27 protein-coding genes are annotated in these 26,512 nt (G+C 61.8%); 14 read left to right on the forward strand and 13 right to left on the reverse strand.

The genetic code is table 11. The features are described from left to right. Nucleotides 1–41 precede the first annotated feature (41 nt). From lon to FAA86_RS18535, 3 genes are all read right to left on the reverse strand, one after another. On the reverse strand, nt 42–2,459 hold the full coding sequence (gene lon, locus FAA86_RS18525) for an endopeptidase La (protein ID WP_113459382.1): 2,418 nt from the start codon (nt 2,457–2,459) through the stop codon (nt 42–44). Nucleotides 2,460–2,907: 448 nt separating this feature from the next. Continuing rightward, nucleotides 2,908–4,185, reverse strand: coding sequence for an ATP-dependent Clp protease ATP-binding subunit ClpX (gene clpX / locus FAA86_RS18530; RefSeq protein ID WP_113459381.1), 1,278 nt, complete (start codon nt 4,183–4,185; stop codon nt 2,908–2,910). A gap of 287 nt (nt 4,186–4,472) precedes the next feature. Then, nucleotides 4,473–5,108 (reverse strand): ATP-dependent Clp protease proteolytic subunit, encoded by a 636-nt coding sequence (locus FAA86_RS18535; protein WP_113459380.1) that lies wholly within the window; start codon nt 5,106–5,108, stop codon nt 4,473–4,475. 370 nt (nt 5,109–5,478) lie between these two features. Between FAA86_RS18535 and FAA86_RS18540 the strand changes: the two genes are divergently transcribed. Together FAA86_RS18540 and FAA86_RS18545 are read left to right on the forward strand one after the other, a co-directional pair. Next, a complete protein-coding gene (locus FAA86_RS18540; RefSeq protein ID WP_136542597.1) occupies nt 5,479–6,723 on the forward strand; it encodes a GGDEF domain-containing protein in 1,245 nt (414 codons plus the stop codon). Nucleotides 6,724–6,771: 48 nt separating this feature from the next. After that, nucleotides 6,772–8,016, forward strand: a complete 1,245-nt coding sequence (locus tag FAA86_RS18545; RefSeq protein WP_136542598.1) for a cytochrome P450 — start codon at nt 6,772–6,774, stop codon at nt 8,014–8,016. Here FAA86_RS18545 and FAA86_RS18550 read toward each other — a convergent pair. Then, nucleotides 8,006–8,989 carry a helix-turn-helix transcriptional regulator gene (locus tag FAA86_RS18550; RefSeq protein ID WP_136542599.1) on the reverse strand — a complete coding sequence of 328 codons (984 nt, stop codon included), beginning with the start codon at nt 8,987–8,989 and terminating at the stop codon, nt 8,006–8,008. The genes FAA86_RS18545 and FAA86_RS18550 overlap by 11 nt on opposite strands. Before the next feature lie 118 nt (nt 8,990–9,107). On the opposite strand from FAA86_RS18550, the gene FAA86_RS18555 reads away from it, so the two are divergent. Next, nucleotides 9,108–9,764, forward strand: a complete 657-nt coding sequence (locus FAA86_RS18555; protein ID WP_136542600.1) for a glutathione S-transferase family protein — start codon at nt 9,108–9,110, stop codon at nt 9,762–9,764. Between the two features lie 25 nt (nt 9,765–9,789). Here FAA86_RS18555 and FAA86_RS18560 read toward each other — a convergent pair whose 3' ends face one another. From FAA86_RS18560 to FAA86_RS18575, 4 genes are all read right to left on the reverse strand, one after another. Beyond that, nucleotides 9,790–10,026 carry a hypothetical protein gene (locus FAA86_RS18560; protein ID WP_167495031.1) on the reverse strand — a complete coding sequence of 79 codons (237 nt, stop codon included), beginning with the start codon at nt 10,024–10,026 and terminating at the stop codon, nt 9,790–9,792. Between the two features lie 102 nt (nt 10,027–10,128). Further along, on the reverse strand, nt 10,129–10,473 hold the full coding sequence (locus FAA86_RS18565) for a cupin domain-containing protein (protein ID WP_113459375.1): 345 nt from the start codon (nt 10,471–10,473) through the stop codon (nt 10,129–10,131). A gap of 104 nt (nt 10,474–10,577) precedes the next feature. Further along, complete coding sequence (locus FAA86_RS18570) at nt 10,578–11,189, reverse strand: flavodoxin family protein (RefSeq protein WP_136542601.1); 612 nt, start codon at nt 11,187–11,189, stop codon at nt 10,578–10,580. A gap of 96 nt (nt 11,190–11,285) precedes the next feature. Beyond that, complete coding sequence (locus FAA86_RS18575) at nt 11,286–12,572, reverse strand: O-acetylhomoserine aminocarboxypropyltransferase (RefSeq protein WP_136542602.1); 1,287 nt, start codon at nt 12,570–12,572, stop codon at nt 11,286–11,288. 170 nt (nt 12,573–12,742) lie between these two features. Between FAA86_RS18575 and FAA86_RS18580 the strand changes: the two genes are divergently transcribed. Continuing rightward, the gene (locus tag FAA86_RS18580) at nt 12,743–13,174 is read left to right on the forward strand and encodes a DUF6455 family protein (RefSeq protein ID WP_136542603.1); all 432 of its coding nucleotides are present in this window, start codon (nt 12,743–12,745) and stop codon (nt 13,172–13,174) included. Nucleotides 13,175–13,178: 4 nt separating this feature from the next. Here FAA86_RS18580 and FAA86_RS18585 read toward each other — a convergent pair whose 3' ends face one another. Then, nucleotides 13,179–13,610 (reverse strand): CoA-binding protein, encoded by a 432-nt coding sequence (locus tag FAA86_RS18585; protein ID WP_136542604.1) that lies wholly within the window; start codon nt 13,608–13,610, stop codon nt 13,179–13,181. A gap of 115 nt (nt 13,611–13,725) precedes the next feature. Here FAA86_RS18585 and FAA86_RS18590 point away from each other — a divergent pair, with 115 nt between their 5' ends. Then, a complete protein-coding gene (locus tag FAA86_RS18590; protein ID WP_136542605.1) occupies nt 13,726–14,070 on the forward strand; it encodes a hypothetical protein in 345 nt (114 codons plus the stop codon). Between the two features lie 15 nt (nt 14,071–14,085). Here FAA86_RS18590 and FAA86_RS18595 read toward each other — a convergent pair whose 3' ends face one another. After that, nucleotides 14,086–14,550, reverse strand: a complete 465-nt coding sequence (locus tag FAA86_RS18595; protein ID WP_136542606.1) for a CoA-binding protein — start codon at nt 14,548–14,550, stop codon at nt 14,086–14,088. Between the two features lie 114 nt (nt 14,551–14,664). Continuing rightward, nucleotides 14,665–15,096: a VOC family protein gene (locus tag FAA86_RS18600; protein WP_136542607.1), complete on the reverse strand. Its 432-nt coding sequence runs from the start codon at nt 15,094–15,096 to the stop codon at nt 14,665–14,667. A gap of 435 nt (nt 15,097–15,531) precedes the next feature. Here FAA86_RS18600 and rplM point away from each other — a divergent pair, with 435 nt between their 5' ends. From rplM to FAA86_RS18625, 5 genes are all read left to right on the forward strand, one after another. Next, the gene (gene rplM / locus FAA86_RS18605) at nt 15,532–15,996 is read left to right on the forward strand and encodes a 50S ribosomal protein L13 (RefSeq protein WP_136542608.1); all 465 of its coding nucleotides are present in this window, start codon (nt 15,532–15,534) and stop codon (nt 15,994–15,996) included. Nucleotides 15,997–15,998: 2 nt separating this feature from the next. After that, entirely contained in the window at nt 15,999–16,463 is a 465-nt protein-coding gene (gene rpsI / locus FAA86_RS18610) for a 30S ribosomal protein S9 (protein WP_113378149.1), read from the forward strand. A 131-nt stretch (nt 16,464–16,594) separates the two neighbouring features. Continuing rightward, nucleotides 16,595–17,548 (forward strand): agmatinase, encoded by a 954-nt coding sequence (gene speB / locus FAA86_RS18615; RefSeq protein ID WP_136542609.1) that lies wholly within the window; start codon nt 16,595–16,597, stop codon nt 17,546–17,548. Nucleotides 17,549–17,616: 68 nt separating this feature from the next. Continuing rightward, nucleotides 17,617–18,549, forward strand: coding sequence for an N-acetyl-gamma-glutamyl-phosphate reductase (gene argC, locus FAA86_RS18620; protein WP_136542610.1), 933 nt, complete (start codon nt 17,617–17,619; stop codon nt 18,547–18,549). Nucleotides 18,550–18,693: 144 nt separating this feature from the next. Next, nucleotides 18,694–19,479 (forward strand): DODA-type extradiol aromatic ring-opening family dioxygenase, encoded by a 786-nt coding sequence (locus FAA86_RS18625; RefSeq protein ID WP_342774144.1) that lies wholly within the window; start codon nt 18,694–18,696, stop codon nt 19,477–19,479. A gap of 41 nt (nt 19,480–19,520) precedes the next feature. Here FAA86_RS18625 and FAA86_RS18630 read toward each other — a convergent pair whose 3' ends face one another. Continuing rightward, on the reverse strand, nt 19,521–20,624 hold the full coding sequence (locus FAA86_RS18630; RefSeq protein WP_136542611.1) for a COX15/CtaA family protein: 1,104 nt from the start codon (nt 20,622–20,624) through the stop codon (nt 19,521–19,523). Nucleotides 20,625–20,740: 116 nt separating this feature from the next. On the opposite strand from FAA86_RS18630, the gene FAA86_RS18635 reads away from it, so the two are divergent. Together FAA86_RS18635 and FAA86_RS18640 are read left to right on the forward strand one after the other, a co-directional pair. Next, nucleotides 20,741–20,968 (forward strand): DUF2842 domain-containing protein, encoded by a 228-nt coding sequence (locus tag FAA86_RS18635; RefSeq protein WP_136542612.1) that lies wholly within the window; start codon nt 20,741–20,743, stop codon nt 20,966–20,968. 113 nt (nt 20,969–21,081) lie between these two features. Further along, nucleotides 21,082–22,344: a GNAT family N-acetyltransferase gene (locus FAA86_RS18640; RefSeq protein WP_136542613.1), complete on the forward strand. Its 1,263-nt coding sequence runs from the start codon at nt 21,082–21,084 to the stop codon at nt 22,342–22,344. 28 nt (nt 22,345–22,372) lie between these two features. Here the strand turns inward: FAA86_RS18640 and FAA86_RS18645 are convergent, their stop codons facing one another. Then, nucleotides 22,373–24,565, reverse strand: a complete 2,193-nt coding sequence (locus FAA86_RS18645) for a GumC family protein (RefSeq protein ID WP_136542614.1) — start codon at nt 24,563–24,565, stop codon at nt 22,373–22,375. A gap of 183 nt (nt 24,566–24,748) precedes the next feature. On the opposite strand from FAA86_RS18645, the gene FAA86_RS18650 reads away from it, so the two are divergent. Both FAA86_RS18650 and FAA86_RS18655 read left to right on the forward strand, forming a co-directional pair. Continuing rightward, the gene (locus FAA86_RS18650) at nt 24,749–25,324 is read left to right on the forward strand and encodes a polysaccharide biosynthesis/export family protein (RefSeq protein ID WP_113459361.1); all 576 of its coding nucleotides are present in this window, start codon (nt 24,749–24,751) and stop codon (nt 25,322–25,324) included. 3 nt (nt 25,325–25,327) lie between these two features. Beyond that, the gene (locus FAA86_RS18655; RefSeq protein WP_136542615.1) at nt 25,328–26,470 is read left to right on the forward strand and encodes a glycosyltransferase family 4 protein; all 1,143 of its coding nucleotides are present in this window, start codon (nt 25,328–25,330) and stop codon (nt 26,468–26,470) included. Nucleotides 26,471–26,512: the final 42 nt, after the last annotated feature.

Raw genomic sequence — 26,512 nt, forward strand, 5'->3', positions numbered from 1 at the left:
TCTGTTTTGCGCCTTTATGGCTCACTTAGGGCAGAATTGCCTCAGTGAGCGACCGTTGCGCCGCTTTCGTCAGCCCCTTCGACAACGCCGATGGCCGGCGTTTCAACGGTTCCGTCCCACTCGATCGGCTCGGGAACACGGACCAGAGCGTGGCGGATGACCTCGCCCATGCGGGACACGGGCACGATCTCCATGTTGTTCTTCACGTTGTCCGGAATGTCCGCCAGATCCTTGGCATTCTCTTCCGGGATCAGAACCTTCTTGATGCCGCCACGGAGCGCTGCGAGCAGCTTTTCCTTGAGACCGCCGATCGGAAGCACCCGACCGCGCAGCGTCACTTCGCCCGTCATTGCGATATCCTTCGAGACCGGAATACCGGTCATGATGGATACGATGGCGGTTGCCATGGCGATACCGGCAGACGGCCCATCCTTGGGCGTTGCGCCTTCCGGCACGTGCACGTGGATGTCCGACTTATCAAAGCGCGGGGGCTCGACGCCGAAATCGACGGCGCGCGAGCGGACATAAGATGCCGCTGCCGAAATCGATTCCTTCATGACGTCCTTCAGGTTGCCGGTGACCGTCATGCGGCCCTTGCCGGGCATCATGACGCCTTCGATCGTCAGGAGCTCGCCACCGACTTCCGTCCAGGCCAGACCCGTGACAACGCCGACCTGGTCCTCGCCCTCGGCTTCGCCATGGCGGAAGCGCGGGATGCCGAGGTAGTCGGAGATGTTCTTCTCCGTGACTTCAACCGACTTGACCTTGCCCTTGATGATCTCGGTGACGGCCTTACGGGCGAGCTTCATCAGTTCGCGTTCGAAGGAGCGAACACCGGCTTCGCGGGTGTATTGCTGGATGACCGCCAGGATTGCCTTGTCGGATACGGAGAACTCCTCCGGACGCAGGGCATGTTCCTTGATGGCCTTCGGCAGCAGGTGCCGCTTGGCGATCTCGAGCTTTTCATCCTCGGTGTAGCCGGCGATCCGGATGATCTCCATGCGGTCCATCAGCGGACCCGGGATGTTCAGCGTGTTAGCGGTCGTCACGAACATGACGTTCGACAAGTCATATTCCACTTCAAGATAGTGGTCCATGAAGGTCGAGTTCTGTTCCGGATCGAGCACCTCGAGCAGAGCCGAAGACGGGTCGCCGCGGAAGTCCATGCCCATCTTGTCGATCTCGTCGAGCAGGAAGAGCGGGTTGGACTTCTTAGCCTTCTTCATCGACTGCACGATCTTGCCGGGCATCGAGCCGATATAGGTGCGGCGGTGACCGCGGATCTCGGCTTCGTCACGGACGCCACCGAGCGCCATGCGCACATATTCGCGGCCGGTCGCCTTGGCGATCGACTTGGCAAGTGAGGTCTTGCCGACGCCCGGAGGGCCGACGAGGCAGAGGATCGGACCTTTGAGCTTCGTCGCACGCGCCTGTACGGCGAGATACTCGACGATGCGCTCCTTGACCTTGTCGAGACCGAAGTGATCCTCGTCGAGAACCTTCTCGGCAGCATTCAGGTCAATCTTGACCTTGGACTTCTTGCCCCAGGGCAGACCGAGCAGCCAGTCGAGATAGTTGCGCACGACTGTGGCTTCCGCCGACATCGGGCTCATGTGACGCAGCTTCTTCAGCTCGGCATCCGCCTTTTCCTTGGCTTCCTTGGAAAGCTTGGTCTTGGCGATGCGCTCTTCCAGTTCGGCCATCTCGTCACGGCCGTCTTCGCCGTCGCCGAGTTCCTTCTGGATCGCCTTCATCTGTTCGTTGAGGTAGTACTCGCGCTGGGTCTTCTCCATCTGGCGCTTGACGCGCGAGCGGATGCGCTTCTCGACCTGCAGAACCGAGATCTCGCCTTCCATGAAGCCGAGCGCCTTTTCAAGGCGCGTCTTGACGCTCACCGTTTCCAGCATTTCCTGCTTTTCGGTGATCTTTATGGAGAGGTGCGAGGCGACCGTATCGGCGAGCTTCGAGTAGTCCTCGATCTGGCTTGCGGCGCCAACGACCTCGGGAGAGATCTTCTTGTTCAGCTTGACGTAGTTCTCGAACTCCGAGACCACCGAGCGGGACAAAGCCTCGATTTCGACGGCGTCTTCGGCGGGTTCGGCGAGAACGCGTGCCTTGGCTTCGTAATAATCTTCGCGGCCGGTGTAGCTTTCGACCTTCGCGCGGGCGCGGCCTTCGATCAGTACCTTCACGGTGCCGTCGGGCAGCTTCAGGAGCTGCAGGACGTTGGCCACGGTGCCCACGTCGTAGATGGCATCCGGAGCTGGGTCGTCATCGCTCGCATTGATCTGCGTGGCCAGCATGATCTGCTTGTCCGAGCCCATCACCTCTTCGAGAGCGCGAATGGACTTCTCGCGGCCGACGAACAGCGGGACGATCATGTGCGGAAACACCACGATGTCGCGCAGAGGAAGCACCGGATAGGTGTTCACCTCGTTTGCAGCTGACGTATTCGTCATTTCACTTCCTTTCAAACGTCCCGCGGAAACCGGGACTTCATGCCGACCCAAAAGAGGCGTCAGGCATATTTTTCGTTCCTCCAACAAGTGGAGTGGCGTTCCCGCCAATTCAAGCCTTGCGCCCGGGCCGCACCCGAATCTGTGACATCAGCATGACAGACACTCTCAACTTTCACACTAGGGTGCGGACCTGATGCGAACCATGCGCGTCACTTCGTCGCCCGGCCGGCGAATGTTGATGCATGATCTGATCGGGGACGCGGATACGCGGTGACGGCAACGCAGCACACAGGCGTTCACTCTCGCTTCTGTTCTAGCCCAATCAGCAGGCCTTTCAACAGATCATGCGGTAAATCTGGTGCTTTGGTCGGGGAAAACCACAGCCAGCCCAAAAAGAAAGAGCCCGCCTTTGTCGGGCGGGCTCTCAATGCTTCTTCTGCGGTCAGGATCAGGCCGAGGCGTTGGCCTTTTCTTCCTGGCGATCCGCATAGATGTAGAGCGGACGCGAGCTGCCGTTGACGACGTCGTCGGAGATGACGACTTCGCGAACGCCTTCGAGCTCCGGCAGTTCGAACATCGTGTCGAGCAGGATCTTTTCCATGATCGAACGCAGGCCACGCGCACCGGTCTTGCGGGTGATGGCCTTGCGGGCGATCTCGCGCAGAGCGTCCTCGTGGAAGGTCAGTTCGACGTCTTCCATCTCGAACAGGCGCTGGTACTGCTTGACGAGCGCGTTCTTCGGCTCCGACAGGATCTGGATCAGCGCATCCTCATCGAGGTCTTCGAGCGTTGCCAGAACCGGCAGACGGCCGATGAATTCCGGGATGAGGCCGAACTTGACCAGATCTTCCGGCTCGAGTTCGCGCAGGACTTCGCCAACGCGGCGATCGTCTTCTGCCTTGACGGTTGCACCGAAGCCGATCGAGGTCTTCTCGCCACGGGCAGAGATGATCTTGTCGAGGCCGGCAAAGGCGCCGCCGCAGATGAACAGGATGTTCGTCGTGTCGACCTGCAGGAATTCCTGCTGCGGATGCTTGCGGCCGCCCTGCGGCGGAACGGAAGCAACCGTGCCTTCCATGATCTTCAGCAGTGCCTGCTGGACGCCCTCGCCCGACACGTCGCGGGTGATCGAGGGGTTGTCCGACTTGCGGGAGATCTTGTCGACTTCGTCGATGTAGACGATGCCGCGCTGGGCGCGCTCGACATTGTAGTCGGCCGCCTGGAGCAGCTTCAGGATGATGTTTTCGACGTCTTCACCGACGTAACCGGCTTCAGTCAGCGTCGTGGCATCCGCCATGGTGAAGGGAACGTCGATGATGCGGGCGAGCGTCTGGGCAAGATAGGTCTTGCCGCAGCCGGTCGGGCCGACGAGCATGATGTTCGACTTCGCCAGTTCGACGTCGCCGCCCTTGGAAGCGTGCGACAGGCGCTTGTAGTGGTTGTGCACGGCCACCGACAGGATCTTCTTCGCCTGCTTCTGGCCGATTACGTATTCGTCGAGGATCTTGATGATGTCCTGCGGCGTGGGAACGCCGTCACGGGACTTGACCATCGAAGACTTGTTCTCTTCGCGGATGATGTCCATGCAGAGTTCGACGCATTCATCGCAGATGAACACCGTCGGTCCGGCAATCAGCTTGCGGACCTCGTGCTGGCTCTTGCCGCAGAAGGAACAATAAAGGGTATTCTTGGAGTCACCGCCGTTGCTTCCGCTGACCTTGCTCATGTCTTTATCCTTCCAGCACGCCGCGCCACCGCAGTCACGGCAGGGCGGTCACTCACACTGATAAGCTTCCACCGCCGCCTTTGGTGAAAACCTCTTTCCGATCCGGAGCTACTAGCCGACCCGACCTTGTCGGAGCGGCGGCAACGAAAACTCCCGTTCTCGGCAGACTATGTCACAAAGATTCAACATAGCCTTAATCCTAGTATTAGCGCTTTTGCGCCGAGTTTAAACCCCGGCGCCCATCACGTCTGCCGGCATCTTGGGGATGCCGACCAACTCGGCCCGGATCAAGCCGATGGTGCAGCGCCTTCGATTTCGGCGCGCGAGGTGAGGATACGGTCGATCAGACCCCATTCCTTTGCCTCGCTCGATTCCATGAAGTGGTCACGATCCAGCGTGTTTTCCACTTCGTCATAGGTCCGGCCCGTGTGCTTGACGTAGACCTCGTTCAGGCGACGCTTCATCTTAATAATGTCACGAGCGTGGCGCTCAATGTCGGAAGCCTGACCCTGGAAGCCGCCGGATGGCTGGTGCACCATGATGCGGGAGTTCGGGGTGGCGAAGCGCATGCCCTTTTCGCCAGCGGCGAGCAGCAGCGAGCCCATCGAGGCTGCCTGACCGATGCACAGCGTCGAAACGGCCGGACGAATGAACTGCATCGTATCGTAGATCGCCATGCCGGAGGTGACGACACCGCCCGGTGAATTGATGTAGATGGCAATTTCCTTCTTCGGGTTTTCAGCCTCGAGGAAGAGCAACTGCGCGCAGACGAGCGAGGCCATCGTGTCCTCGACCGGGCCCGTCAGGAAGATGATCCGCTCCTTCAGCAGTCGGGAGAAGATATCGTAGGAGCGCTCGCCACGATTGGTCTGTTCGACGACCATCGGCACCAGAGCGAGAGCGGTATCAACGGGATTTGTCATGTCGGTCCTTTTCAGCCTCTCCCCGGCACGTCCGTGGCGGGAATCACACAAAATCTGTCAACCCCTACATAGAGTGTCCGCACCCCGACATTCAAGACACGAGGACGGGATATCCTTAATGGTCGGAACACGGGTCGGACAGCGCCAAGGCCGGGGAGATCGGGCATTTCTCGGCAAGGGGCGTCGCGCGGCACCCATCCATACACAAGATGATGCTAACATGGTGAAATTTCGGTAATCGGCCCGCGATGCCTCTGATTGCAGGGTGGCCTGGATGGCCGTTTGTGGCCCTTCCATCCTAGGGACTGGTTAACCACTCTCAGCCATTGTCCCGGGGATATTCTTAGACATTATTTCAGGACTGCGGATCGTGATCGACGTGAAGACTGCGTTTCTGCTCTGGGTCATCCAGGCCGGAACGCTGGCGATTCTGCTGATTGCCATATGGTTGCATGCCCGCGACCAGCGCCATTTTCTCTGGTTCGGCCTCGGGTTCGGCCTGCAGGCCACAGGCCTCGGCATGGTCGGTCTAAGGGACCAGATCCCTGATGTCCTCTCCATTCATGCCGGCAACATCCTCTCGCTTCTCGGCTTCATCTGCTGGGGTCAGGCGCTTTGCGCCTTCGACGACCGTCGGGCGCCTGCCTATGTCGCCCTGCCCGCCCTCATCTGGGTAGCGGGCAATGCTGTGCCCGCCTTAACTGCCGAGATCGGCTACCGGATGGCGATCTACAATGTCGCGGCAGCGGCCGGGCTGGCGGCACTCGGGGTGATCGTCCTCACGGGCACCTTTTCGACCCGGCGGTATCGCGTGATGCTCGCGACGGTCTGGTTTCTGCAGGCTGGCGCCTGTCTCGTCTTCGCCTATATAGCCACGCGTATCATGCCGCGGAGCTTTACCGAGATGACCCTCGCCGTCGCCGTCAGCATCGTTGGGCTCATCGCCTTCATCACGGCCATGACGCTGATCGCCAAGATGATGATGGATCGCTCGGAGGAACGGCTCCAGGCGCTGGTGCGCGCCGATCCGCTGACCGGCGCGCTCAACCGGCGGGGTTTCTCGGATGCGTTTCAGCACCTCGTCGATTCCGCGCCCTCGGCCGGGCTTGCCATGATCATTTTCGATCTCGACCACTTCAAGCACATCAATGATCGGCACGGGCATCAGGTGGGCGATCGGGTGCTTCTCGAATTTTCGGCGACCTGCAAGGCGCATCTGCCGCAACGGGCCGCCTTCGGCAGAACGGGGGGCGAAGAATTCGCCGCCGTGCTTGCGGTCAATGAACCGAAGGATGCAGCGCTCTTTGCGGAAACGGTCCGGATGGCCTTTGCCGAGCGAGCGATCGATGCAGAAACCCAGCGCATCCACGTCACGACCAGCGTCGGCATTGCGGTCGCGCCACTCGCCATCGCCGATCTCGAGAGCATGATGGCGCAGGCGGACACGGCTCTCTATGCCGCCAAGGCGGAAGGCCGCAACCGCACATCCGTCAATGCCAACGGCAAGGTCGTGACCGTTCCGCCCGCCCGCAGCGACAATCTCGACGCCCAGGCCGACCGGCAGGTGGCGATCCTCAAGCGCATCGCAGCGGTCGGGAACAATCTCCACGACTGATGCGGCCCCTCCCCTTGCGGAACGGTGTCGAGGGGATAAACAGAGGGCATGACACAGACATCCTTCCTCTCCATCGATCCCGTCACCCGCCGCGTCTCTCTCGACGCCCGCGACCCGGCCTTCTACACCGACCCAAACAAGACGTATGCTGCCTTGCATGCCAGCTGTCCGAGCTTCTATTGGGAGGAGCAGAAGCAGTGGTTCTTCACCGGTTATGACCATGTGAATGCGCTTCTGCGCGATCGCCGCTTCGGCCGACAGATCCTGCATATCGCGACGCGCGAGGAGCTGGGCATGCCGGAGCCTGCGGCGCATACCCGCCACTTCGACAAGGCTGAGGAGCACTCGCTGCTCGAAATCGAGCCGCCGGAGCACACGCGGCTTCGCACCCTCGTGAACCGCGCCTTTGTCTCCCGCCATGTCGAGAAGATGACGCCGGAGATCACGGAACTGACCAATCGATTGATCGACGACTTCGAGAAAGATGGCGAGACGGAGCTCTTGTCGACCTTCGCCGACATCATTCCGGTGACGATGATCGCCCGGATGATCGGTATTCCCGAAGAGATGGGCCCGCAGCTTTTGAAATGGAGCCACGACTATGTCGGCATGTACATGTTCAAGCGCAGCCGCGCCGACGAGGAAGCCGCGGATCGCTCGGCCAAGGAGTTTGCCGACTATGTGCGGCAGGTGATTGCGGAGCGTCGGGCCGAGCCACGCGACGATCTCCTGAGCCACATGATCCACACCGAGCACAAAGGCCAGTTCCTCACCGAGGACGAACTGATCTCGACGACCATCGTGCTGCTCAATGCCGGGCACGAGGCGACCGTGCATCAGATCGGCAATTCGGTGCGGGTCATCCTCGACAGCGGCATCGATCCGGCGACGCTCTTCACCGACGAGAAGACGACCGAGCGGACGGTCGAGGAGACGCTTCGCATCTGTGCGCCGGTCCATATCTTCCAGCGCTGGTGCCTGGAGCCCTGCGACATCGATGGCGTCAGCTTCAAGCGCGGCGACAAGGTGAGCCTCATTCTCGCAGCCGCCAATCTCGATCCGCAGAAGTTTCCCGAACCGCTCGAATTCAAGCCTTCGCGTGATGAGGGCGCCAATCTTTCCTTCGGCGCCGGCATTCACTTCTGCATCGGGGCACCGCTCGCCCGGCTCGAGCTCAACATCGTCCTGCCCCTGCTCTTCCAGCGGTTGCCGGGGCTGAAGATCGCCGAGACGCCCCGCGTGAAGGACGTCTATCACTTCCACGGGCTGGAGCGGCTCGACCTTACATGGTGACTGCCGGCGGGCCGGCGTAGCGCTCCGTCAGAGCGTGCGCGGCCCGGCGCATGGCTTCTCTCAGTTCCGGCGGATCGAGAACCTCGACCTCGATGCCGAGCTTCAGGAACTCGGACACCGCCATGCGCTCATGCGCTACGGGAAGGCTTGCGGTGCGCCAGCCGAGAGCATCAGGCTCACCGAGCAGTTCGAGATTGGCGCGCACATAGGGCGGCGCCATATGTTCGATCTCCTTGAGGCCCCAGGGAGAGAGGCGGATCATTGCCCGGTTCGGATAAAGCTCCAGCTCGAGCCGGCGGGTGTTCTCGCTCCAGTAGGCGGCAAGGTCGAAGTCGCGCGGCCAGTCGAAGCGCTCTTCGGTCACGATCAGGTCCAGGACGCGCGAGATGCGATAGGTACGCGGCGTGCCGTCGACCCGGGCGACGAGATACCAGGCCCCGCCCTTCATCACGATGCCGAGCGGGTCTGCGAGCCGGTTCTTCTCCGCCTTCCAAGACCGGTAGCGCATGCGGATACGCTTCGAATTCCAGACAGCATCGGCAATGGCCTGCAGATAGACCGGCTGCTCACCCTCGGCGAGCCAGGCAGGCGCATCGAGATGAAACTTCGACTGCATGCGCCGGGCGCTTTCCCGCAGATCCTCGGGCAAAGCCGCGGTCAGCTTCTTCTGCGCGCCGGCCATGAGGGAACCGAGGCCGAGGTCGGCAGCCGCACCGGGGATGCCCGACAGGAACATGGCTTCGGCCTCAGCCGGCGTGAGGCCATTCAGGCGAACCCGATAGCCGTCCAAGAGCCGGTAGCCGCCATCGGATCCCCGCTCGCTATAGACGGGGATGCCGGACAGCGAGAGCGCATCGATGTCGCGGTAGATCGTTCTCACCGAGACGTCGTTTTCGTCGGCGAGCGCCTCCGCCGTGACCAGGCCCTTGGCCTGAAGGGTGGTCAGGATGTTGATCAGCCGGCTCGCACGCATGGAGAAAAAATCCTCTTTCCCGCATCATGCTAAACCAACCTGACACAATCTGACAGGTATGGTGGCGCATTCTCTCCCCATCGCCTCAGGGCGCCACTCATTTCAAAGGGAGAATTCGATGACCCAGGACCTGCCGATCACCCTCTTCTATTCGCCGCAGACCCGCGCCACCGGCGCGCGCGTGCTTCTGGAGGAGCTGGACGTGCCGTATAAGCTTCATGTGCTGAACATGAAGACGGGCGAGCAGCGCCAGCCGGCCTATCTCGCGATCAATCCGCTCGGCAAGGTGCCGGCCGTGCGTGTCGGCGAAACGCTGATCACGGAACAGGGCGCGATCTATCTTTATCTCGCGGATCTCTTTCCCGAAGCGGGTCTTGCCCCGGCGCTGACCGACCCCGATCGTGGCGCCTATGTCCGCTGGCTGTTCATCTATGGGAGCTGCTTCGAGCCGGCCGTCGTGGACCGCCATCTGAAGCGCGAGCAGGGTTCGATGAACGAGACGCCGTATGCGAGCTATGAGTCGCTCATCGATCTGCTCGAGGAGACGCTGAAGACAGGCCCCTATCTGCTCGGCGAGCGCTTCACAGCCGCCGACCTGCTCTGGGGCATCGCCTTGCGCTGGACGACGATGTTCGGGCTGGTCGAGGCTCGGCCCGCTTTCCAGGCCTATATGGACCGCATCGGCAGCCGCGCGAGCATCCAGAAAGTCTCGGCCGAGGATGCGACCTTGGTCGCCGAACACGAGGCGGCAGCGGCCCGTCTGAGAGCGGGCTAATCACTTCCTTGTCCGGCGCAGGTGCTCAGATCCAACTCCGGCTATCCGGAGCGCCGCAGCCATAGGGCGGGACACTCTCCGGAAAAGACTGTTGCAGCCGATCGCATCCCCATTTCCGGAGACCATGCGGAAGACGGCTGTTGATCTCGATTCCCACTTCGTCATAGGGGCTGCTGGTATTGCTGACATAGGCGTACCAGCGGCCACCGACGACAACAAAAAGCCCGACGATGACGATGAGGGCGAAGCGAACAATGGTCATTCAGGTTATCCGGCGCTGCAATGTAAGGGCGGCGTCCTAGCCTGATCGGTGATGGACCGTCAGTGATCTGCCGCACATTCGAGGCAGGTGACGCCCCGCAGACTAGAGCCGGATGACGTAATCCTTGCGAGTCGTTTCAAGGACTTCCCAGGTTCCCTTGAAGCCCGGTCTGAGGATCAGGCGGTCGCCGGCCTTCAGGTGAATCGGGTCACCGCCATCTTCGGTAACGACAGAGTGGCCTTCGAGAATGTGGAAATACTCCCACTCGTCATAGACGATCCGCCACTTGCCCGGCGTCGACTGCCAGATGCCGGCATAGACGCCGCCTTCTGCCTCTTCCAGGTTCCAGGTGGTGAAACGCGGATCGCCTGAGATGAGGCGGTCCGGTGCGGGCGCGCCCTCTTCCGGGGTGACGGTCGACGGATCGAAAGCGAGGGCGGCAGACATGGCGGGCTCCTGAGCGAAGACAAATGCGGCAACGGGCCGGGCATCCTCGGATGCCGGCCCGTCAGTCTTGCCTCAAGCCGCGCGCAAAATCCACGCGGCCGGTCTCATTTCTGCGGCGGATAGGGGTTGTCTCCCAGGAGGCGGGCCAAATGCACCGTGTTGCGGGCCACCATGCCGACGGTTGTCGTCACCTTTTCCGGCATCGGATCGAGATCCTTGAAGTCGGTGCTGCCCATCGCTTCTCCAACCCAGTAGGCGACCGCATTCGAAGCAATGGTAAAGCCGACATCGTTCAGGGCCTGGTAGAGTTCGGCTGAGACGTGGTGCGCGCCGTCCTCGTTGCCAACGACCGCGACGGCAGCGACCTTTCCATAGGAGACCATGCGCCCCTCATCATCGGTCTCGGACAGAAAGGCATCCATCCGCTCGAGCGCGCGTTTGCAGACGCTCGACGGCTGGCCGAGCCAGATGGGCGTACCGAGCACAAGAATGTCGGCGGCGAGGATCTTTTCGCGGATGGCAGGCCATGCGTCGCCGGGGCCCTCGTCTGACGTCACGCCTGGGCGGATGTCGTGATCGGCAAGCCGGACGGTTTCGGTCTCCACCTCCTCCTTGCCCATGGCAGCGGCGATCAGGCTCAACATGCGGTCGGTGGAGGATGGCTCGCCGGTGCTGCCCTTCAGCGTGGCGTTCAAGGCTATGGCCTTCAGCTTCATTGGAAATCTCCTTCCTTGGGGATGAGAGAAGTCCAACAGCAAAGCCCGGCCGTGGTTCCGCGGAGCCACGGCCGGGCTAACAGAGGTCACGCGTTATCAGGCGAGCGACAGCGCCTGTTCGAGATCCGCGATGATGTCTTCCGCGTCTTCGATACCGATGGACAAACGCACGACATCGGGTCCCGCGCCGGCTGCGATCTGCTGCTCTTCGGAGAGCTGCGCATGGGTGGTCGACGCCGGGTGGATGATGAGCGAACGGGTGTCGCCGATGTTGGCAAGATGCGAGAAGAGCTTCAAGCCACCGACCAGCGCCTTGCCGGCTTCGAGACCGCCCTTGATGCCGAAGGTGAAGACAGATCCGGCGCCCTTCGGCGAGTATCGCTTCTGCAGCGCATTGTTTGGATCGTCAGCTAGGCCCGCATAGTTCACCCAGGCGACCTTCGGGTGGCTCTTCAGCCAGGTCGCCACCTTCATGGCGTTATCGCAGTGGCGCTGCATTCTGAGCGGCAGGGTTTCGATGCCGGTCAGGAGCAGGAAGGCGTTCATTGGCGCAATCGCGGGCCCAAGGTCACGCAGACCGAGGACGCGGCAGGCGATGGCGAAGGCAAAGTTGCCGAAGGTCTGGTGCAGGACAACGCCATTATATTCCGGACGCGGCTCCGAGAGCATCGGATATTTGCCCGGCTTGGCCGACCAGTCGAAGGTGCCGCCGTCGACGATGATGCCACCCATGGAATTGCCATGGCCGCCGAGGAACTTGGTGGCGGAATGCACGATGATGTCGGCGCCATGTTCCAGCGGGCGGATGAGATAGGGGCTCGCCATGGTATTGTCGACGATCAGCGGCAGGCCGTGGCGGTGCGCAACCTCTGCAATGGCTGCGATATCGACGAAGGTGCCGCCGGGATTGGCCAGGCTCTCGATGTAGACGGCCTTGGTCTTGTCATCGATCTGGGCGGCAAAGCTCTCCGGATCGGCGGGATCGGCCCAGCGGACCTGCCAGCCGAAGTTCTTGAAGGCATGACCGAACTGGTTGATCGAGCCGCCATAGAGCTTCTTCGCCGCGACGAAGTTGTCGCCCGGCTGCATCAGAGCGTGGAAGATCAGGAGCTGCGCGGCGTGACCCGAGGCAACGGCGAGTGCTGCCGTGCCGCCTTCCAGAGCTGCCACGCGCTCTTCCAGAACGCCCTGGGTCGGGTTCATGATGCGCGTGTAGATATTGCCGAACTCCTTGAGTGCAAAGAGGTTTGCGGCATGGTCGCTGTCGTTGAAGACATAGGCCGTGGTCTGGTAGATCGGTGTGATGCGCGCGCCTGTCGTAGGGTCCGGCTGGGCACCGGCGTGAATGGCGAGCGTTGCGAAACCCGGATTGTTTTCCGACATTGTGTTGTCCTCCCTTGATGACGTCGGGCCGGATCATAAAGGCTCGCTGCCCGATGTCAGCCCCGGATTATTCCAAGAGAAGCACCGATTGGGGAATTTCCTGCTTGATCGAGGTCAATGCGCAGGGGTGGCGCGGTGGCATTCTTGTCGCCAGTCGAAGGAGAGCCCCCATGACACTCACGATTGCCGATCCGGTCCGCCACACCGTGCAGCAGATTCTCTCCTGGTTCGCCCAGGGTTTCGAAAACACCACCGAAAGCGACATGCTGGCAGCCCTTTCGGATACAGAAGTGGAGGCGCTTGCCGAGGATTGCGGGATCAGCGCCCATCAGTTGCTGGCGCTGGTAAAGGCCGGCCCCCATGCCGCCGACGAGATGCCGGCCATGATGCGCGCGCTCAACATCGATCCGGCTGAGGTGGAGTATCGCATGCGCCGGCTCTTCCGCGACATGCAGATCACCTGTGCACAATGTTCGTCGAAGGACATGTGCAAGCAGCACCTGCGCCAGGGCAAGGCCGAGCAGACCTTCATGGACTATTGCGGCAATGCCGACACGCTGAATGCGCTGAGAGCCAATCCGGATGTTCTGATCGAAGCGTGAGGTCTTAAAGACCGAGCCTTGGGATTTCGATTGCCGGGCAGCGGTCCATGACTACCTTGATGCCGGCTTCCTCGGCCGGCTTCACCGCTTCGTCGTCCCGAACGGACAACTGGCCCCAGATCACCTTGGGGCGATCTTTGAGCGCGAGCGAATCGGCGACCACTTCCCCGAGATATTCCGGCGCCCGGAAAACATCGACCATGTCGATTGCTTCGGGAATATCGGCCATGGTCGCGTAGACGGTCTGACCGAGGATTTCCTTGCCGGCCTGTCCGGGATTGACCGGATGAACCTTGTAGCCCTTGGAAAGCAGGAAGCGCATGACGCCGAAGCTCGGGCGATCCGGCTTCGGCGAGGCCCCGACCAGCGCGATGGTCTTCACCGAGGCGAGGATCTCCTTGAGATACTCCGCACTGTAATGATCGTGATCGGCCATCTGCGTCTCCTTGTCCATCCTATGATGAGACTTAGATGGTGTAGCATCTGCGGGCTGCAAGGCGGAACCGCCCTGCCCGGCTCCACGTTGAGCGACCACCAGAAGGAGGACCGAGATGCGCCCGACATCGCTTGCCATCATGACGATATCCGCCAGCCTGCTCGCCCAGCCGGCGCTCGCCATTTCCCGCTACAACACCACCCAGCTCACCTGCGACCAGGTTCGCCAGCGCGTCATCAACGAGGGGGCGGCCATCCTGCGCTACCCGTCGACACGCGTGAAGAACATGACGCTTTACGATCGCTACGTGACCCGAACGGCTCTCTGCGATCCGCATGAATATGCCGAGCGTGCCTATGTCCCGACCAAGGACACCGCGCGATGCCCGGTCCTCAATTGCCAGGATTACGATCCGGAATCGCGCCGCTTCAACTTCGGCAAGCCGATCGTCCGGTTCTGATTTCCGCGGGCCGGCTCAGGCTGCGTGCCCCTGGACGGACGGCGCGTGCAGGCGCTCGTAGACCAGTGGGTATTCGGAAACCAGCGCGTGGTTCATCACGACCTTGAGGCCTGCGGCTTCCGCCCTGGCGGCGGCCGCGTCGTTGCGTATGCCGAGTTGGCACCAGATAGCGGTCGGGCGTGGTGCCATCGCCAGTACTTCGTCGACGATGGCATCCAGATGTTCCGGGCGACGGAAGACATCGACCAGGTCGACAGGCTCGGGGATTTCCGCGAGCGAGCCATAGACATGCTGGCCGAGAATGCGTTCGCCGCGATGTGAAGGATTGACCGGAAAGACGTGGTAGCCCTTCCCCAGCAGAAAGCCGGAAATCCAGTGGCTCGGACGCTTGTCGTCTGGCGATGCGCCCAAGACCGCGACGGTCTTGGCGGCCGCAAGGATGTCGGCGAGATAGCTGTTCAGGTAGGTGTCATGGTTCATGGACGTTCCTCCCAGCCCGCAAGGGCCTCTGGTCTACCCGTCCAACATGTCCCAAGCCGAGCGTAGCAAAGTCCGCTTAACGACCCCGCACCCAAATCGCTCAAATGCCGATCATCAGTCCGGCAAGACCACGTGCCCATGTTCATCCAGGGGGAAGAACGGATTGAAAGCGATTTCCCAGAGGTGGCCGTCGGGATCGGCGACATAGCCGGAATAGCCGCCCCAGAAAACTTTCTCCGGTGCCTTCACGAGCTTTGCGCCACAGGAGACAGCGAATTTCACGACGGCATCGACGCCGATCTCGCTCGAGACATTGTAGGCAAGCGTCACGCCGGAAAAGCCGGGCGGCGTGTCCTCGACATGGGCGTCCTCGGCCAGGCTTGCTCGGGAGAAGAGACCGAGCGCGACGCCTTTCAGCTGGATGAAGGTGACGTTGTCGTTGGAAGCTGAGGATTTCGACCAGCCGAGCCTGGCGTAGAATTCGGTGCTGCGGGCGACGTCGGAAACGCCGAGAGTGACAAGCGAAATACGACGTTCAAGCGACATGGCGATCTCCGTGTGAGGATGTCCGCCGATTACGTTCGGTTTATGTTTTCATTATGTTCATGCGAATATTAGCAATCTCATAGGTTGAGATGTGCAGCCACAACACCCCCGTTCTATTTCAACGAAACATTGGAATATTTCCATTCTTTGCCGCATCTTGCAGGTCTAGGACGTGAATTCCGCCTCCGCAGACGCATAAGCGATGCGGTAAAATATTACCCCATTCTCAAGCCATTGTTTTTGCTTGCGTCTTCGACAGAGTCGCACGGCACGGGCATATTGACCTTTCGAGGCGCCAGATCTATACCCGGCCCCGGAATGCGGCCCTTCGGGACCGCTTTCTTTTTTGCGTCGAAAACGGCGTGAAACAAGCAACAAGAAACGCCTGCAGTTACCGCAATAGCGGACTGCGGGATCACACGGAAAGAGACCTCAATGTCTACCTTCGTTCAGAAGCCTGCAGAGGTGGAGAAGAAGTGGATCCTCATCGACGCCGAAGGGCTCGTTGTCGGCCGCCTCGCCACCATCATCGCCATGCACCTGCGTGGCAAGCACAAGGCCACCTATACCCCCCATGTTGACGACGGCGACAACGTCATCGTCATCAATGCCGAAAAGGTCGTCTTCACCGGCAAGAAGTATGCCGACAAGAAGTACTACTGGCACACCGGTTATCCGGGCGGCATCAAGGAGCGTACGGCTCGCCAGATCATCGAAGGCCGCTTCCCGGAGCGCGTTCTCGAGAAGGCCGTCGAGCGCATGATCCCGCGCGGCCCGCTCGGTCGTCGCCAGATGAAGAACCTGCGCGTCTACGCCGGCACGAACCACCCGCATGAAGCTCAGCAGCCCGTCGCTCTCGACGTTGCCAAGCTGAACGCCAAGAACACAAGGAGCGCCTAAGTATGGCCGATCTTTCTTCCCTGAAGGACCTTGCCCCGGCACAGGACGCAGCTCCGGCTCACGTCCGCAAGGTCGACTCTCTGGGTCGCTCCTACGCCACCGGCAAGCGCAAGAACGCTGTTGCCCGCGTGTGGGTCAAGCCGGGCACCGGCAAGATCACCATCAACGGCCGCGAATTCCGCACCTACTTCGCCCGTCCGGTCCTGCAGATGATCCTGCAGCAGCCGATCGTCGCAGCTGCCCGTGACGGCCAGTTCGACATCGTCGCGACCGTCCACGGCGGCGGCCTCTCCGGCCAGGCCGGTGCAGTTCGTCACGGTCTCTCGAAGGCCCTCACCTACTTCGAACCGGGCCTGCGCTCCGTTCTGAAGAAGGGCGGCTTCCTGACCCGCGACAGCCGCGTCGTCGAGCGTAAGAAGTACGGCAAGGCCAAGGCCCGTCGTTCGTTCCAGTTCTCCAAGCGTTAATCGCTGGACGACCGGAAACGGAAATCAAGGCGGGGCTTCGGCTCCGCCTTTTTTCGTTTCGCGGCTCCACACCGCAGCTTGACCGCAGCAGCTCAGCCTATAATTTGATCAAATTTCCAACGGAGAGCATCATGGCCAGCAAGACGATCGACAACGCCTTCACCGCCAAGGCCGTGCGTGGGGCCGCGACGGACCCGACCTATGCCGGCGTGCTCTCCTTCATGCGCCGGAAATACTCGAAGGATCTCTCCGACGTTGACGCGGTCGTGCTCGGCATTCCCTTCGACGCCGCCGTTTCGAACCGGCCGGGCGCACGCTTCGGGCCTCAGGCGATCCGGCGCGCATCCGCCATCTTCGACAACGACCCGCAATATCCTTTTGCCCGTGACCTCTTCGAGGAGATGGCCGTCATCGACTACGGCGATGTGCTGCTCGACTACGGCAACCATCAGAAGACCCCTGCCCTGATCGAACAGGAAGCAGCCAGGATCATCTCGTCGGGCGCCTATCTGCTCGGCCTCGGTGGCGATCACTTCGTGACCTGGCCGCTCCTCAAGGCCCATGCGGCCAAGCATGGCCCGCTCGCGCTCGTGCATTTCGATGCGCATCAGGATACCTGGGATGACGATGGCCAGCGGATCGACCACGGTTCCTTCGTCTGCCGTGCAGTGCGCGAAGGCGTGATAGACCCGACGAAGTCAATCCAGATCGGCATCCGCACCGAGGCACCGGAGGATTTCGGCATCAGGATCATCCCGGGTTACGAGGTCGAGGACATGGGTGCGCAGGCGATCGCGAATGCCATCCTCGCCCATGTCGGCCAGGCGCCGGCCTACCTGACCTTCGACATCGACTGCCTCGATCCGGCTTATGCGCCTGGCACTGGCACGCCGGTCGCCGGTGGCCCATCCTCCGCCAAGATGCTGTCGGTGCTGCGCAAACTCGGGCCTCTCGACATCCGCGGCTCCGACATCGTCGAAGTGGCGCCGGCCTATGACCATGCCGATATTACCGCAATTGCCGGTGCGACGGTTGCCATGTATATGCTGGGCCTGCGCGCCGAGAAGCTTGCGACACGCGCCTGACACATTGATTCAACACACTCAGAAACAGAGTCCGCATTCTCATCCAAACCTCTGACGGGATTAGACAAATGGCAGCGAAGATCTTCATAGACGGCGAACACGGCACAACGGGTCTGCAGATCCGCACGCGCCTGGCCGATCGCCGCGATCTCGAACTGCTGTCGATCCCGGAAGCCGAGCGGCGGAACGAGAAGATGCGCGAGGATATGCTCAACAGCGCCGATATCGCGATCCTCTGCCTGCCCGATGATGCATCGAAGCAGGCCTATGAGATGACGGCTGCCAACAACAATGTCCGCCTGCTCGATGCCTCCACGGCATTCCGGGTGCATCCGGACTGGGCCTATGGCTTTGCCGAAATGGACAAGGCGCAGAAGGCGAAGATCCAGAGCGCGCGCTACGTCTCAAATCCCGGCTGCTATCCGACGGGTGCGATCGGCCTCATCCGGCCGCTGCGCGCCGCCGGCATCCTGCCCGACGGCTATCCCGTCTCGGTCAACGCCGTCTCGGGCTATACCGGCGGCGGCAAGCAGCTGATTGCACAGATGGAAGACGCTGGTCATCCCGAGCATCTTGCCGCCAACAACTTCCTTTACGGCCTGACGCTCAAGCACAAGCATGTGCCGGAGATGCAGACGCATGGCCTGCTCGACCGCCCGCCGCTCTTTGCCCCCTCCGTCGGCCGCTTCGCCCAGGGCATGATCGTGCAGGTACCGCTCTTCCTGGACGATCTCGCTGAAGGCACGACGGTCGAGAGCATTCACGAGGCGCTCGTTGCGCATTACGCCGGCCAGGACATCGTCAGCGTGGTTCCGATTGCAGAAAGCGCCAAGCTGCCGCGCGTCGACGCCGAGGAACTCGTCGGCAAGGACACGATGAAGCTCTTCGTCTTCGGCACGCCCGGTGGCGCGCACGTGAACCTGGTCGCCCTGCTCGACAATCTCGGCAAGGGTGCCTCAGGCGCTGCCGTACAGAACATGGATCTGATGCTCTCTGCGTAAGCAGCCATTGTGATGCCAAGCGAGGTCGGCGTGTCTGACCTCGCTCCTCTGTCGTTCACAATTGCCGAACGAAATGTCGATCATGTGCCAGATTATGGATGACGATCGGTAGTGCTAGGGTGCTTCGCGAAAGTGAGGCACACCATGAGCAAGCGTTTCCCCGTCTACTTCATCCCCCACGGCGGCGGTCCCTGGCCGTTCATGGAGTTTCCGCGCGATGCCGAAGGCAGGGCGCCTTGGGACGATCTGCGCGCCTTCCTCGAAGGCCTCGATGCCGAAATCGGGCGCCGGCCGAAGGCCGTATTGGTGGTTTCCGGCCATTGGGAAAAGGAGCCTGTACCGACTGTGAGCACGGCTGCAAAGCCTGGCATGCTCTTCGACTACTACAATTTCCCGCCGCACACCTACGAGCTTTCCTACCCTGCCCCGGGCTCTCCGGACCTTGCGGCCCGCGCGCGGACGCTGCTGGCGGAGGCCGGGATCGAGAGCGCCGAAGATGATACACGCGGCTTCGACCACGGCGTCTTCATCCCGCTGATGCTGGTCTATCCGCAGGCGGATGTGCCGGTCACCATGATTTCGCTGAAGAATACGCTCGATGTCGCAAGCCATGTCGAGATCGGCAAGGCGCTTGCGCCGCTGCGCGACGAAGACGTGCTGATCATTGCGTCTGGCATGAGCTACCACAACATGCGGATGTTCCGGCAAGCCGAACCGAACCATGTGCAGCAGGCGATCCGCTTCGACGACTGGCTGAGCAAGGCGGTCGCCGACCCGGACAGCGACACGCGGGCCAAGGTTCTTTCGACCTGGAACCAGAACCCGGATGCGCTGGCGTGCCATGTGCCGGACCACGACCATCTCGTGCCGCTCTTCGTGGCATCGGGGGGCTGCCGGCAGCGATGGCGGGCGGCAAGTCTTCCGGGGTGAGTTCCTCGGAAAGCCCTATTCCGCCTATCGCTTCGGCTAGATCAGTCCCTGACTTCGACCAGAACCGGCTTGGGACGCTCGCCGTAGAAGCCGCGCAGATGGGCAACGGCAAAGGCCAACACCACCAGCGCCATGCCCTGATGGGTGACACCGGCATGCAGCGGCACCTGCGTGACCAGCGTCACGATACCGATGACCGCCTGAAGGCTGATCAGGCCAAAGAGCACCACACTGCGGCGCGCATGGGTGGTCTGGGGGGCCGCCCGCAGACACTGGATCATGTGGGCCAGGGCTGCGGCAAACAGGACATAGGCACCGATGCGGTGGATGAACTGAACGGTCTTCGGGTTCTCAAAGACATTGATCCAGGCGGGCGCCTGAACGAAGAGCCCCTGCGGCACGAGTGCTCCATCCATCAACGGCCAGGTGTTGTAGCTGAAGCCCGCATCCAAGCCCGCCACGAGGGCACCGAGATAGATCTGCACGAAGGTCATGATCAGCAGGATGCCCGCGAACAGACGGCTCTTGTCCGTCGGGGCGGCATCGTCCGTGTGGGGATGAAGGCTGCGGAAGATCCACACGCAGCTTGCGAAGATGAAGCAGGCCATCATCAGATGCACGGCCAGGCGATACTGGCTGACATCGACACGTTCGCTGAGGCCCGAGGAGACCATCCACCAGCCGATGAAGCCCTGCAGACCACCCAGCGCCAGTAGTCCCACCAGCGGGGCGCGCAGGCCGGGCTCGACCTTGCCACGGATCCAGAAGTAAGCGAGCGGCAGAGCGAAGATCAGGCCGATCATGCGGGCGAGCAGACGGTGCGCCCATTCCCACCAGAAGATGAACTTGAACTCGTCGAGGCTCATGCCCTTGTTGATCTGCTGGTATTCCGGGATCTGGCGATAGAGCTCGAGCTCCTGCTCCCACTCTTCGGTGGTCAGCGGCGGGATCACGCCGTGGATCGGCTTCCACTGGGTGATCGACAGACCGGAATCGGTCAGGCGCGTGGCGCCGCCGACCAGCACGAGACAGAAGAGCGCGAAGATCACCACGCCGAGCCAGATGCGGATGGCCTTTCGGTCGGCATCCACACGGGCAATGTCCTTGCGCACCTGCAACTCGGTTCCGGTCAACACAGCTGTCATCAGTCAATCCTCTATTCGCCCGTTGATTTGCATCAGTCAGCCGTGCAAAACAAGCCCGCCGGTTTGCGGCAAGCGGTCGCGTCGCAGGATGCAGCGACGTCGAGTAGGAAAAAGGCATGACCAAGCGCCCGAAGCTGAGATCCTTTATCGGAACGATTCTGATCATCCTGATCGTATCGATCTATGCCCTGCTCGCGACCACGATCGCCACGGCGACGCTCGCCACCGCTCCCTGGTGGGCCCATCTCCTCTATTTCCTGCTGACCGGCCTGCTCTGGGTCGTCCCGGCGATGCTGGTCATCAAATGGATGGCCGGGCCGTTGAAGAAGAAGGACGCGGATTAACCCCGTCTTTACCCTTGTTTCGATCGGGACAAGCGAAAATTTGAACGATAACCGTTTGTTGGAAGGGACGGTTTAAGCTCCCGCACGTGTCTGAAACCAGCCGGGACAGGGTAATGCGGACCCATCTGCGCCATGATGCAATGGCATATGCCGAGAAGCTGCCAGATAGCGGTGCCGACCTCAGCACCGGTCAAGCCTCGCTCGATATTGCGGCCGGACGGCTCGACCTGACCGTGCACACGCGCATGGCGCCGGCCGAACGGGCCTGGCGCAAGCTCGAAACCGATCCGTGGAACTCGCTGCATCAAGGTTTCGAGTGGTGCCGAGCCTGGGTCGAGACCCACGGCAATCCCCTGGCCATCGTCGAAGGCCGGCTAAACGGCGAGATCGCCTTCCTTCTTCCGCTGGAGATCGAGCGTCACTTCCTGGTGCGGAGCGCCCAGTTCATCGCCTCCGCCTTCACCAATTTCAACAGCGGCCTCTTCAGCGCCGCTTTCCGTCAGATCGCAGCGGACATCCCCGGCAGAGATTTTGAACTGCTTTTGGCGAAGACCTTGGGCGATCATGCCGATCTGCTCAGCCTGACCAACGTGCCCTTCGACTGGCGAGGTGAGCGTCACCCGCTTGCCGGCCTGCCCAGCATCCGCAACCAGAACGCCTCCTTCCAGCTGCCGCTCGCCCCGACCATGGAAGAGACGATCGCACCGCTCAACGCGAAGAGCCGCCGCAAGAAGTATCGCGCCCAAGTCCGGAAGCTGGAGGCCGCCGGCGGCTTCGAGCACATCCGACCGGTTTCTCTTTCCGAGCAGAAGGCGCTGCTCGAATGTTTCTTCCGCCAGAAAGCCGCTCGGTTCGCAGCCGGTGGCCTGCCCAACGTCTTCCAGGCGGCGGAGACCCAGGCCTTCTTCCACATGCTTCTCGAACATGACCGTGGCGCGGATGACGTTCCTCTGGAACTGCATGCAATTCGGCTGAAGGGCGAGCACGAAGGAAAGATCGCGGCCATCACCGGTCTTTCCCGCAAGGGCGATCACGTCATCTGCCAGTTCGGCTCGATCGATGACAGCCTGATGGCCGAGGCGAGCCCCGGGGAGCTCTTGTTCTGGCTGGTGATCGAACGCAGCGCGCTAAACGGTGCTACGCTCTTCGACTTCGGCATCGGGGATCAGGACTACAAGCGCCGCTGGTGCACGATCGAAACCGCCCATCACGACATCCTTCTGCCGCTGCGGCCTGCGGGGCATCTCGCGGCGATGACGCATCGGGGCGTTACGCGGACCAAGACCCTGATCAAGGGCAACCCACATCTTTATGCGCTGATCCAGCGGCTGCGCGCCCAAGGCGGTACGACGGCAGCAGCCAAGCCGGAAGACTGAGCGCCCGGATCGAACTGTTCCGAGACTCTCAGGCGGCGTTCAGGGTGTTTCGCGCCGGCGGTGTCTTCATCGAGAGAAGGATCAGGTCGTTGTAGCCTGCATCCTCGAACGCCATCATGATCTCCGCCAGTTCCTTCGCTTCCGGCTCGGGCGCCGAGAGGATGATCTCGTGGCGGTCGTTGCGGCTCAGTCGGGCCACGCCTTCGGCCTTAGCCGGACCGCATTCCACCAGCACCAGATCATAGACGTCGGAGAGCGCGTCGACGATCATCGAGAGACGGTCGGCACCGCGCATGGCCTGACGGATATCGGCATTGCCCTGCGGCACGATGTCGGCGGCGGACAGGCGGTCCGGATGAATGCAATCGGCAAAGGCTGCCTCGCCAGTCAACAGGTCGGTGATGCCCGGGAGATCGCGCCAGGATGCCATGAGCCTCGTCGGGCAGGCCGAGCCGGTCATGTCGACGAGTACCGTTCGGGAACCGCGGTCCGCGAGTTCACGGGCCAGCGCGACGGTACCGGCCGAGCCATCGTCACCCGAGGGCGAGATGGCAAAGGCAATCCGCGTCTGCTGCTCGACAAGGTAATCGGCCACGGAAGCGACGGAGAATTCGTCCGGCTCCTCGGTCGGCTCAGAGGCTGGCACATCTTCAGCGACGGCCTGCTCCATCTCCTCCACCAGATCGGCATCGGGTGCGACGTCGAGGAGGCTTGCCGGCACATCCTGCGCAGGACGGGCACGCGGCGCCTCGTTCGCCGTCTCCATGTCTTCCGCTTCAGCGTCTTCCCGACGTGTTGCAACAGGCACTACAGCACCCGTCGGTCGCAGGGCGCGGCCGCTAAAAAGTTCGGCCAGCATAACCGCGACGGCAGAGAGGATCAGCGTCGCGAGTGTGGCAACGATGGTGATCGGCACAACCTTGGGGAAGCTCGGCTCCTGCGGCTCGATGGCCGTCGAGATCACGCGCGCATCGGCGGGGCTTGCATCCTTGTCGAGACGGGAAGACGCCTCGCGATAGCGGGCGAGATAGGTTTCCAGCAGCTGGCGCTGCGCCGTCGCCTCGCGTTCCAGGGACTTCAACCCGACTTCGTCTTCCCCAGCCCGCGCCGTATCGGCCTTCAGCGTGTTCAGCTGGGCCAGGAGCTGCGTTTCGCGCTCGCGCGCAACGGCGGCCTGGTTGTCGAGGCTGGCGGCGACCCGCAGCGATTCGGACTGCACCTGCTCGCGGATGCCGGCGAGCTGGGCGCGCAGCGCCTTCATCTGGGGATGACCATCGAGCAGGCGCGTGGAGAGGTCGGAGATCTGCGCGCGGATCTGCGATTCCGTCGCCTTCAGGCGCTGGATCGATTCCGAGCGCGCGATGGCATCGAGCGTGTCGGTCGACTTGCCGGCCTTGATGCTGGCGCGCAGGTTTTCCGCCGTCGCTTCAGCATTGGCGCGCTCGGCGCGGACGCGGGCGAGTTCGGTCGAGATGTCGGAGAGTTGTTTCCCGGAAAAGGAGCTCTGGTCCGAACCGAGCGACATCAGCCCGGCAGATGAGCGATACTCGGCGACCTTCTGCTCGGCATCCCGCACCTTTTCGCGCAGGTTTGCAATTTCCGTCTCCAGCCAGCGCACCGCATCGGAATTGCTGTCGAGCTTGGCGCCGCTCTGGAGCGAGCGATAGACGTCCATCATCGCATTCGGCACGGCGGCAGCAAGCTTCGGATCCTTCGAGGTGAACTCGATTCCGATCACGCGCGACTTGTCGACCTGATAGACACTGAGCTTTTCCTTGAAGGCGTTGATGACGCGCTCTTCCGGCGGCAGTTCCAGCGGATTGCTCTTCAAGCCGAAGAGAACCAGGAAATCCGTTATGGCCGACGGGCTGGAGTCCGGGTCGAATTCGGTCCGCTCATGCAGTTTCAGGTCGCGGGCGACCTGCTTGATGAGGTCGACGGACTGGAGAAGCTGGACTTGGCTCGCGATATTGAGCTCGTCGGGCAAGGGTTCAGCGGTCGCAGAACCTGTGCCGGACGCGGAGAAATTGGGTTCCCGTGGCTCGATCAACAGCTTGGCGTCGCTCTTGTAGCTCGGGGAAATGGCATTGGCGCCAACGAAAGCCAGGACGCCAACGAGCGCGGTCGCCGCAAGGATCCTCCCCTTCCGCTGCCATACGGCACGAAAGAGCTGGGCCAGGTCGATATCGACGTCATGTTGATCGCGGTCCACACTCGACATTACAGACTCCCGGTACATCTCGCCCGAGAAAGTAAAGGATCATGGTAACTCAAGGGTTAATCCTGATCCCCCCGGTTTTGCCCGCAGCAAAAGCCAAAAGGCAACCGGTCGTTTACCCGGCATTAACCCTAACCATTCGATAACAGGGCAAGGATTACGAATTTATTGGGAGCGCAGCGGCGCATGTCGATGGTCGGAAAACAGGCGATGGTTCTGGTCGCGAGTGCGGTCCTGTCGCTCGGGCTCTCCGGATGCGCAAGCTACCGCCCTGCCCCGAAGGTCTTTCACGAGGCGACGATCCAGCCCTACCGGCTCGACAGCGGTGACCGGTTGCGCATCACCGTGTTCGAGCAGCCGAGCCTGACCAACACCTATACCGTCGACCAGGCGGGCTACATCGCCTTCCCGCTGGTGGGCCAGGTCGCCGCACGCGGCGCCACCCTCACCCAGCTCGAAGGCGCGCTTGCCCAGAAGCTGAAGCAGGGCTTCCTGCGCGATCCGGATGTCTCCATCGAAGTCGATCGCTACCGCTCGATCTTCGTCATGGGTCAGGTCGGCCAGCCCGGTCAGTATGCCTATGTGCCGGGTATGACGATCCTCAACGCCATCGCCGTCTCCGGCGGCTTCAACGGCCGCGCCAACCAGCGCGATGTCGACGTGACCCGCAAGATCAACGGACAGATCATCACGGGCCGCGTGCCGATTACCGATCCGATTCTCGCCGGCGACACCGTTTATGTTCGCGAGCGGCTGTTCTGATCGATGGCAGACGCCCAAACCCTGAGGATCGTGCATTGTTTCCGATCGCCCATCGGCGGAATATTCCGCCATGTGCGCGATCTGGCGGAACTGCACAGCGCGGCCGGTCACGAGGTCGGCATCCTCTGTGACAGCTCGACGGGCGGCGCACATGAGGACCGGCTGTTCGACCAGATCATGCCGTTTCTCAAGCTCGGCGTGACGCGCTTTCCGATCGGCCGGTCCGTCGGCCTGAAGGACATGGCGGCGCTCGCCGAAAGTTACAAACTCATCAAGGAATTGCAGCCGGATATCCTGCATGGTCATGGCGCCAAGGGCGGCGTGATCGCGCGGTTGATCGGCTCACTGCTGCGGGTTCGAAGGTATCGCGTCGCCCGCCTTTATTCGCCGCATGGCGGCAGCCTGCACTTTTCGCGCAGGTCCCTGTCCGGCCGGGGCGTGTTCATGGCCGAGCGCATTCTGGAGCGGATGACGGAGTCGATCTCCTTCGTCTGCGACTACGAGCGCACGACCTACGAGACCAAGATCGGCAAACCGCATTGTGCGACGACGCGGATCTACAATGGCATCAGCGAGCGGGATTTCGGCCGCATTCCGGTCACGGAAGACGGCGTCGACTTCGCCTATATCGGCATGCTGCGCGACCTGAAGGGCCCGGACGTCTTCATCGACGCCTTTGCAGAGGCAGAACGGCTCGTCGGACGGCCCTTGAGCGGCCTGATCATCGGCGACGGACCCGATCTCGAGCGTTACCAGCGGATGGTCGAGCAGAAGGGTCTCGGGCGCCGGATCGGTTTCCGGCCCGCCATGCCCATCGCCCAGGCCTTTGCGCTCTCGGACATCGTCGCCGTGCCATCGCGCGCCGAAGCCATGCCTTACATCGTGCTCGAAGCACTCGCTGCCGAAAAGACAGTCATTGCATCCCGCGTCGGCGGCATTCCCGAAATCCTGGGCAGCGACAGCGAAGCGCTTGTGGAAGCCGGACGGGCCGATCTCTTCGGCGCGGTCATGGCAAAGGCGCTCACCGATCCATCCTGGTCGAAGCGCACCATGCCGACGGCGGATGCCTTCCGCTCGCGCTTTTCGGCCGTCGTGATGGCAAGAGAGGCGGAAGCGCTCTACCGTGCCCAACTTGCACGGATTTGAGGCGGAATGTCCCGGATTGATCCAGTCCCACCCCGTTTCTGA

Origin of the sequence: Rhizobium rosettiformans W3 (genome assembly GCF_004912135.1) — a bacterium.
Classification (GTDB): Bacteria; Pseudomonadota; Alphaproteobacteria; order Rhizobiales; family Rhizobiaceae; genus Allorhizobium; species Allorhizobium rosettiformans.